This is a genomic window from Rhodococcus sp. NPDC003383 (assembly GCF_053589115.1).
Window position 1 is genome coordinate 1 of sequence record NZ_JBSFRG010000075.1, and the last position, 1231, is coordinate 1231.

At 63.7% G+C, this 1231-nt stretch carries 1 protein-coding gene; it reads left to right on the forward strand.

Features of this window, described 5'->3' with window-relative positions:
* Nucleotides 1-90 precede the first annotated feature (90 nt).
* A complete protein-coding gene (locus ACWDTS_RS28110) occupies nucleotides 91-1224 on the forward strand; it encodes an IS630 family transposase (protein WP_450119464.1) in 1134 nt (377 codons plus the stop codon).
* Nucleotides 1225-1231 lie beyond the last annotated feature (7 nt).

Here is a 1231-nt window from a genome sequence, read left to right on the forward strand (position 1 = left end):
TAGTGCCGCACCTGCGAACCTTTGCCCCGTTTCGGTCGACACGCCGACCGGTTGCGGCGTGTCGACCACGGCATCGGCGAGCCTGGTCGAGTGGCAGAACGAGTACGAGTGCGAGAACTCGACGATGACGAAGGCCAGCGGCTGGTGCGGATCATCCGCCGCGGCACCGGATCGGTGGTGACCTGGCGTCGCGCCCAGATGATCCTGCTCTCCGCCCAGGGCATGGCGGTGGCAAAGATCGCCGAAGTCGCCTTCACCAGCGCCGACCGGGTCCGCGACGTCATCCACAACTTCAACGCCGACGGATTCGACTCGCTGTACCCGAAATACGCCGGTGGTCGACCGAAGACATTCACACTGCCCGAACGTCGCGAGATCAAGAAGATCGCCAAATCGTCCCCGACCGAACACGACCTACCATTCTCGACCTGGAGCCTGAGCAAGCTCGCCGAGTTCCTGGTCGCTGAGGGGGTGGTCGACGACATCAGCCACGAGGGTCTGCGCGTGCTGCTCCGGGAGGAGGGTGTCTCCTTTCAAAAAGTGAAGACCTGGAAGAGATCTCGCGACCCCGAGTACGCAGTGAAGAAGGCTCGGGTCGAGCATCTGTATGCGATCGCCGACGGTGAGGTCGTCGCCGAGCCCGGAGAGCCGGAGGTCGTGTTCTGCCTCGACGAGTTCGGGCCCTTGAACCTGCAGCCGCATCCCGGTCGACAGTGGGCGCAGCGTGGTGGCAAGCACAAGGACCCGGACCGGGAGCCGCGACGCCGCCGGCGCGCGACCTACACCCGACCGCACGGAGTGCGGCATCTGTTCGCCGCCTACGACCTCGGCAAGGACAAGCTGTACGGGCACGTCAAGACGACGAAGAACCGCACCACGTTCCTCGAGTTCTGCCGATACCTACGCACCTTGTATCCGGCCGCGGTGCGCATCGCGATCGTGTGCGACAACTTCTCACCTCACCTGACCACGAAGAAGTGCCAACGGGTCGCTCGGTGGGCAGAGGCGAACAATGTCGAGTTCGCATACACACCGACGAACAGTTCGTGGTTGAACCGCATCGAGGCGCAGTTCACCGCGTTGCGGTACTTCGCGCTCGACGGCACCGACCACGGTAGTCACCGGGAGCAGGCGTCGATGATTCGTCGCTACATCATTTGGCGGAACCAGCACGCCAGAGATCAACGGCTACGCGAGATCGTCGACAGGGCGAACGTAGCCTGATGCGGCA